This is a genomic window from Brevibacterium otitidis (assembly GCF_042429315.1).
Taxonomy (GTDB): domain Bacteria; phylum Actinomycetota; class Actinomycetes; order Actinomycetales; family Brevibacteriaceae; genus Brevibacterium; species Brevibacterium otitidis.
The window spans coordinates 1-7008 of sequence record NZ_JBHMAU010000116.1; the positions used below are offsets into that span (position 1 = coordinate 1).

Sequence of the window (7008 nt, forward strand, 5' to 3'; positions counted from 1 at the left end):
CCACGAACTGGAAACAAGCCCTGGCCCAGCTCGCTGTGGCCTTCCCCGACCGCATGGAACCCTACCTGTGAAAACCACCCCATACACACTCAAGTTGACAAGCCCGAAAGAGACCCGCTCCGATGACCCACGTTAACGCCCCGCTGACCCCGGAAGGAAGACAGCGCCTCGTCACCTGCGTCCTCACCGACGGCCGGCCCATCTCCCACGTCGCCGCTGAAGCCGGCATCGCCCGCTCCACACTGACGAAATGGGTGGCACGCTACCGCGAAGAAGGAGTCGACGGTCTCGAAGACCGCTCCAGCGCACCAGCAACCCGCCCGACACGGATCCCACTCGAAGTCGTCGAACTCATCGACCGCTTCCGCTGCGATCACAAATGGTCAGCTCGCCGCATCCGCCACGAACCAATCTGATGCTGCTTCGAAAAGCTCTGAAGTCCTCGCCCCCTGCCCCGTGAACGACGCGCCGACCCCGACTACACCCTCAACGGTGAAGAGCCGCTTTACGTGGCGTTGGCAGGCGAGATTGCTGGGTAGAGAGTCCTTGGTCCCACCGTTTCTGGACCGGAGGACCGGCTGACAGCTCCACCTGTCCGCAGCACCAAGCGCTCGGGCCGCTGAGCGTCTGCGACAATGGGCAGGCGATGCACACCGACACCACCCCTGCCCCGACCTCCGGCTCGGCTGCAGCCCTTGCACCCGAGGCGGTCGTCGACGCTGCTACCTGGAAGGCTGCCGCCGCCGAGCTCGCCGCCGCCGTCGAGGAGCGGATGGGCGCCCATCTGGCGCGCCGGGCCCGCGGTGAGAAGCACCCGGTCGAGGACTTCCTCTTCACCTACTATCCCTTCACGCCTGCGCAGGTGGCCCGCTACCAGCCCGGCGCCGGGATCGGGCTCGCCGCCCCCGAGGCGGCAGATCGTGAGCAGTTCGCCCGCCGCTGGTGGGCGGTGACCGGTGACATCGCCTTCGTCGACGTCCCGGCCTGGCGGGCCGACCGGGGTGAGGGCGCGCAGTTCATCGCGAACCTGCTGGCGGCAACCCTGGATCGGGAGGCGCAGCTGGGCTGCTTCGGACTGCACGAATGGGCGATGGTCTACCGGCAGTCAGCTGATGAGCGTCGGCATAGGCAGGTGCCGCTGCGGCTGAGCCAGGCGGAGACCGACAGGGTCGTCGAATCCCATCGCATCCAGTGTTCGCATTTCGATGCGTTCCGGTTCTTCACCCCAGCCGCCCGGCCGCTGAACACGCTCACGCCGCAGCGGAAGACGATGGTGTCGATGGAGCAGCCGGGCTGTCTGCACGCCGGGATGGATCTGTACAAGTGGGCGATGAAGCTCGTGCCGATCGTGCCCTCGCAGGTGATCGTCACGGCGTTCGATCTCGCCCGCGATATCCGGACGCTCGACATGGAGGCCAGCCCGTATGACGTGCGGGCCTGGGGCTATGGGGTCGTGGCGATCGAGACGGCGGCGGGCAAGGCTGAGTACATGCGCCGGCAGCAGGCGTTCAGCCAGCGCGCCCAGCGGCTGCGCCGCGAGCTGCTCGATGCGCTGGCCGCCGCCGGCATCGAACCGCGCAGCTGACGCGGTATTGCCGCGCGCTGGGCCCGCGGCTGGGAATCGACCGCCTGCGGACACGCGCTGGTTCCCGGGATTCGCGTGAGCAGCCACCGTCGTCCCTCATCTGCGCCCTGGCTCGGCATCTGGTCGAATGTCTGCGCCCGGTGCAGTGAAACCCGTTATATCTCCTGGTCAGACGACTATGCTGGTGGCAGTGGAGGCACCAAGTCTCCTTGACGGAGGGACATCTCATGGACAGTCAGACCTTGCTCCTCATCATCGCCGCAGTCATCGGCGTCATCATCATCATTGCGATCGTCGCCGCGCTGATGAAGGCGTCGGAGAAGAAGCAGCACGACATCGACGTCCGTCAGCGTGAGCTCGATGTTGAGAATCGTCGACGTGAAGCTGAGAAGGCCCGCCTGGAGGCCGACCGCAAGGAAAGCACCATCAACCGCGAAGAGGAGCAGCTGGCCGCCGAGCGCGAGGAGCTCAAGCGCCGCGAGGCCAAGGCCAATGAGCTCGATCCCGATTTCGATGAGAAGTCCGGAAAGCGCTCAGCCACCGGTGCGGCTGGTGCCGCAGGCGCCGGCGCTGCCGGTGCCACTGGCGCTGCCCACCGTGACGACCACGGTCATGGCCGCGACCACGACCGCCACCACGACGGACTCGGCCGCGACGACCGCCACCACGACGGACTCGGCCGCGACGAGCTGGGCCGTGATGGCCACCGTCAGCACGATGATCACGCCGCACCGGGTGCGCACGAGCACGACGCTCGCGCACAGGGACAGGAGTTCGATCCGCGCGGGCAGGGTCATGATCACGGCCAGGGACTCGACACGCAGGGCCGGGATGTTCAGGAGCCGCGCTTCGACGAGAACGGCAACGAGATCCCGCCGCGTCACTGAGGCGCAGCAGGCTTGACTGACAACAGACAGCGGGCGCGTGAGAGCCGATCTCACGCGCCCGCTGTCTGCTGTGCGGAAACTCAGTTCATGCGGCTGCTCTCAGACCAGTCGCATGAGCTCGACCGGCTCGGACTGCCCGTCCCACGTCGCCATCAGCATGCCGGGTCCGGTCTCGGCACCGGCAAGCTGGTCGGCTTCCAGCAGACGGGTGACGTTGAGGTCGGCTTCCTCGACGGCCTTGATTGCGGCATCCCAGCCGGTGCCGCGGGCGTCGGCGATGTCAGTGCGCGGACCGGGATTGTCGCCGTCGACGATGATCTCCTCAGCCGAGGTGTCCGCCTCGGCGATGGTGCGGCGGGCCTGCTCGACGAACACCGGGTCGGCCACGGCGTCGTAGACCCAGCGCTTGCCGAGCACCGAATGCTCCATCGTCGTGATGAGCGCATCCTCGGCTCCCTCAAGCGGGGCACCACGGTAGGTGACAGGCACCTGGTAGATCGGCCCGTCGGCATTGTCGGCGGAGCGCACGAGGTGCATCTCGATGCCGACCTCGCCGGCCGGATCGTCGAACCGGTAGCTCGTCACGACCTCCAGCGGCACCTCGGCGTCGAGGCCGGACCACTCCTGGCTCGGCAGCCAGGTCTGGACGAGTTCGAGCTTGCCGGGTGAGAGTTCTGCATCGTACAGCTGTGCCATGGCGGCTCCTTATCTCTGATCAGCGGGTGATCACCGCATCGGAATCGGTCAGGCCTTGCGGGTGCCCGGCAACCAGGCACCGTCTTCGACCGAGTAGTCAGCGAAGATCGCCGGTGCCTCGGCCTGCATGATCTCAGCGATCTTGCCGAACACCAGCCGGATCTCCTCCTCGGCGCCAGGGGCGGTGCGCATCTCGACGACATGGCGCAGCGAGCGCAGGTTCGCCGTGTAGACGATGCCGGTGCCCAGGCCCTCAGGGGCGAAGCGGCGCATGAAGGAGGTCATGTGCTTCTTGTGCGCGAACTTCGTGCCCTCCTCATCGAGCTTGAAGTGCTCGCTCATCCACTTCTGGTGCTCTTCGAGCGTGTCGAGGACGGCCAGGCAGCGTTCCATCAGCTCTTCGTCCTCGCGCGCCCACTCAGGGAACCAGAACGGGATCTCCTCCAGGCGCACGTAGCGCAGCGACTCCTGCGAATACGCGCAGCCCGCGCGGTGCCGGATGAGTTCGTGGGTGAGGACGCGGGAGACGTTGTGCAGCACGAACGTGTAGTTGGCGTGTTCGAGGACCGACCCGTGCTGGGAGGAGATGACGTTGCCGAGGTACTGGGTCGAATCCGTGCGCACCCGTCCGACATTGGGGTTGAGTCCCGGCTCCCAGGAGCGGTAGCACATGCGTCCGGAGAACTCGACGAGGTCTTCGCCATCGGGGCTGTCGGCGTCTGCGACGCGCTCGGACCAGGAGCTGCCGCCGACGTCGGCGAGGTAGGTATTGATGGCCTCCCAGTCGATCTGCGGACGGGCGATGAGCGTGGCGGAGGGTTCGACGTGGCGCACGGTGCTCCTTCGGTGACGTGGCGGGCTTGGGGTCAGTCTACGGCACCCGATGCGTCCACTTCTCGGTGCCGAACTTCGTCTCCACGAGCTCGTCGGCGCGGGCGAGTTCGGCCTCGGTGATGGTGTCGCGTTCGGCACCGTACATGCTGGTGAACGTCTCGATCATGGTCTCGATGATGTGCTCGCGGCTCGACCCGGTCTGACGCCTAAGCGGGTCGACGCGCTTCTTGGCGCTGCGCACGCCCTTGTCCGACATCTTCGCCTCCCCGATGCGCAGCACTTCGACCATCTTGTCGGCGTCGATGTCGTAGCTCATCGTCGCGTGGTGCAGCACCGTTCCCGAGGTGAGGCGCCGCTGGGCGGCCCCGCCGATCTTCCCGCCGGTGGAGGTGATGTCGTTGATCGGCTCATACCAGGCGCTGACGCCTTCGCGGGCGAGCGCGGCGATGACCCAGCGGTCGAGGAATGCGTAGGACTCGGCGTAGTCGAGGCCGGCGATGAGGGTGTCGGGGACGTACATCGAGTACGTTACGCAGTTGCCGCCTTCCATGAACATCGCTCCGCCGCCGGAGATCCGCCGCACGACGTCGATGCCGTGGCGCTCGACGCCCTCAGGCCGCAGCTCGTTGACGTAGGACTGGAAGGAGCCGATGACGGTGGCTTTGTCCTCCCATTCCCAGAACCGCAGGGTCGGCTGCCGGTTGCCGGCGTCGACCTCGGTGAGCAGCACTTCGTCGAGGGCGACGTTGACGCGGCTGGGCAGGACGGGGCCGTGGATGACCTTCCAGTCGAAGTCGGTGAAGTTCGCCGCCTGGGTCAGGGCCCGGCGCACGACGGTGGCGATGTCGCCGGTGGAGAAGCCGTGCAGCTGCAGCGCCTCGCCGAATTCGGCGAGCGCGGCATCGAGGCGGGCGATGAGTTCGTCGCGGGTCGCGGAGACCGGTGCGCCGGTCAGGGCCGGGCCGATGGAGAAGTAGGCGTCTTCGGGCTCGAGGAAGAAGTCCCCGGAGATCTTCGCGGCGGTGATCGCCTGGCCGTCGGTGTCGATGTCGGCGACGACGAGTTTGCCGCCGATGACCTTGTGCTCTGCGTGGAAGCTGCTCATGCTCCCACGCTATCGCGCATCGGCCGCCTCGGCTGTGGTGCCGGCCACAGCCGAGGCGGAACGCGCCTCGGGTACGGGGCCCACGCCTCGGGCACAGCACCCGCGCCTCGAGAGCGGAACCCGCGTCTCGGGACTGGTCAGCCGACCTCCCGGCCGGTGGTCTCGTGGGCGAAGAGAGCCATGACCGTCACGGCGACGACGGCGAGCGCGCCGGTGAGGACGAACGTCCAAGTCAGGCCGAGCAGCGGCCACATGATGGAGCCGAAGATCATCGGCGCGATGCCGGTGGCCACCCGGGAGGCCGAGGACGCCCAGCCGAAGCCGGAGCCGCGCAGGCGGGTGGGGTAGAGCTCGGAGACGTACGTGTACAGCGCCGGGACGGCCATCTGGATGAAGAAGCCGAAGGCGAGGATGCTGACCTTGGCCAGCAGGTTGAGCTCTGCACCGGATTGGCTCAACGCGATGGCGAAGACGACGAGGGCCGCTGCGGCCACCAGCGAGGTGGTCCCAAGCATCCACTTGCGTCCGGTGGTCTCGATGAGCATGACAGAGACGATGACACCGAGGATGCCGATCGAGGTCATCTGGCCGGTGACGAGGAAGGCGGCCTGGTTGCCCAGACCCTGCTCGCGCAGGATCTTCGGCAGCCAAGTCAGAGCCGCGTAGTACAGCAGCAGCACGGAGACGAACAGCAGCCAGGCGGTGATGGTGATGCGAGTGGAGTAGCGCCACAGTTCGGCGATCTGGCCGGAGGCGGCCGAGAGCGATTCGCCCAGGCCCTTGCGCGGGGGCAGCGGTTCGATGGCGTCGTGACGCCATTCGGTGACCGGGCTGCCGGTGCGCTCGATGAGGCGGGTGAGCACGGCGTCGGCTTCATCGTGGCGGCCGGCGGCCATGAGGTACTTGGGCGATTCGGGGATGAAGAGGCGCACGAAGACGATGAGCAGGGCCGGAAGCACCATGACGAGCATGATGTGCCGCCAGTCGCCGAAGCCGAGGATCCACGCGGAGACGAAAGCGCACAGGGTCACGCCGATCGGCCACCAGCCGTCCATTGCGGTGAGCACGCGGCCGCGGTGCTTGCGCGGGGTGAATTCGCCGACGAGAGCATAGTCGACCGGGATCGCACCGCCCAGGCCGAAACCGGCGAGGAAGCGGAAGACGAGGAACAGGCCGATATTCGGGGCGAAGGCGCCGGCGATGGTGAACAAGGAGAAGAACAGCAGGGTCAGTGTGAAGGCGCGCTTGCGGCCGATGCGGTCGGCGATGCCGCCCCACACGACGGCGCCGAGGGCCATGCCGATGAGGTTGGCGGTGGCGATCCAGGCGGCCTGGCCGATGGTGAGATCCCAGTGGTCGGACAGCAGCGGGATGAGGAAGCCGTTGAGGGCGACGTCCCAGGCGTCGAACATGAAGCCCAGGCCGCCGATGAGGAAGATCGCGCCCTGCGTGTGCCACTTCCACGGCAGGGTGGCGAGGACCTCGTCGGCGGTGGGGGTGTGCCCGGTGGCTGGGGTGGTGGTTGTAGTGGCTGCGGTGGTGGTAGGGGCTCCGTTGGTGGGCAGGTTCGCGGCGGTGGTGGGGGTGGCGCTGGCGTCAGGTGTGCTGCTGAGGTGCGCATTGCTGGTCGGCATGAGCGGAACTCTACACCCTTTTGCACATACATGAGCAAAACTAAAGTCGTGCCGGGCAGTGAAGTACGCGACAGTTGTGGATTGCGGCAGCAGGCAGCGGGCTGCTCAGGAAGTCGGGGGCGAAAACCACGCTGCGGGGCGCAGGATGCGCGGCGACAGCAAAAAAGTGGCTCTACTGACTGATCCGTGGGTGGTTGAGCGTGCCTGAGACGTGAGCACGCCGTCCTCCGCGTAGGTTTCTGAACAGTCACGAAACAGGAACCAGGG

At 67.0% G+C, this 7008-nt stretch carries 6 protein-coding genes and 1 pseudogene; 3 read left to right on the top strand and 4 right to left on the bottom strand.

Features of this window, described 5'->3' with window-relative positions:
* Window positions 1-122: 122 nt before the first annotated feature.
* From ACFFN1_RS13975 to ACFFN1_RS13985, 3 genes and pseudogenes are all read left to right on the top strand, one after another.
* Window positions 123-407 (top strand): annotated as a pseudogene (locus ACFFN1_RS13975) (helix-turn-helix domain-containing protein); the annotation flags it as partial.
* 239 nt (window positions 408-646) lie between these two features.
* Window positions 647-1585, top strand: coding sequence for a 3-methyladenine DNA glycosylase (locus ACFFN1_RS13980; protein WP_376841449.1), 939 nt, complete (start codon window positions 647-649; stop codon window positions 1583-1585).
* A 227-nt stretch (window positions 1586-1812) separates the two neighbouring features.
* On the top strand, window positions 1813-2472 hold the full coding sequence (locus ACFFN1_RS13985; protein ID WP_376841451.1) for a hypothetical protein: 660 nt from the start codon (window positions 1813-1815) through the stop codon (window positions 2470-2472).
* A gap of 99 nt (window positions 2473-2571) precedes the next feature.
* Here the strand turns inward: ACFFN1_RS13985 and ACFFN1_RS13990 are convergent, their stop codons facing one another.
* The 4 genes from ACFFN1_RS13990 to ACFFN1_RS14005 form a co-directional block, all read right to left on the bottom strand.
* Window positions 2572-3168 (bottom strand): CG0192-related protein, encoded by a 597-nt coding sequence (locus ACFFN1_RS13990; RefSeq protein ID WP_376841452.1) that lies wholly within the window; start codon window positions 3166-3168, stop codon window positions 2572-2574.
* Between the two features lie 48 nt (window positions 3169-3216).
* Window positions 3217-4002: an FAD-dependent thymidylate synthase gene (gene thyX, locus ACFFN1_RS13995; RefSeq protein WP_376841454.1), complete on the bottom strand. Its 786-nt coding sequence runs from the start codon at window positions 4000-4002 to the stop codon at window positions 3217-3219.
* A gap of 37 nt (window positions 4003-4039) precedes the next feature.
* Window positions 4040-5107 carry a lipoate-protein ligase small subunit gene (gene lplB / locus ACFFN1_RS14000; RefSeq protein WP_376841455.1) on the bottom strand — a complete coding sequence of 356 codons (1068 nt, stop codon included), beginning with the start codon at window positions 5105-5107 and terminating at the stop codon, window positions 4040-4042.
* A gap of 137 nt (window positions 5108-5244) precedes the next feature.
* Entirely contained in the window at window positions 5245-6741 is a 1497-nt protein-coding gene (locus tag ACFFN1_RS14005; protein WP_376841456.1) for an MFS transporter, read from the bottom strand.
* Window positions 6742-7008 lie beyond the last annotated feature (267 nt).

Bases quoted from the DNA above. Each gene is read 5' to 3' on its own strand.
- ACFFN1_RS13980 (WP_376841449.1), top strand. From the start codon at position 647: ATGCACACCGACACCACCCCTGCCCCGACCTCCGGCTCGGCTGCAGCC.
- ACFFN1_RS13985 (WP_376841451.1), top strand. From the start codon at position 1,813: ATGGACAGTCAGACCTTGCTCCTCATCATCGCCGCAGTCATCGGCGTC.
- ACFFN1_RS13990 (WP_376841452.1), bottom strand. From the start codon at position 3,168: ATGGCACAGCTGTACGATGCAGAACTCTCACCCGGCAAGCTCGAACTC.
- lplB (WP_376841455.1), bottom strand. From the start codon at position 5,107: ATGAGCAGCTTCCACGCAGAGCACAAGGTCATCGGCGGCAAACTCGTC.
- ACFFN1_RS14005 (WP_376841456.1), bottom strand. From the start codon at position 6,741: ATGCCGACCAGCAATGCGCACCTCAGCAGCACACCTGACGCCAGCGCC.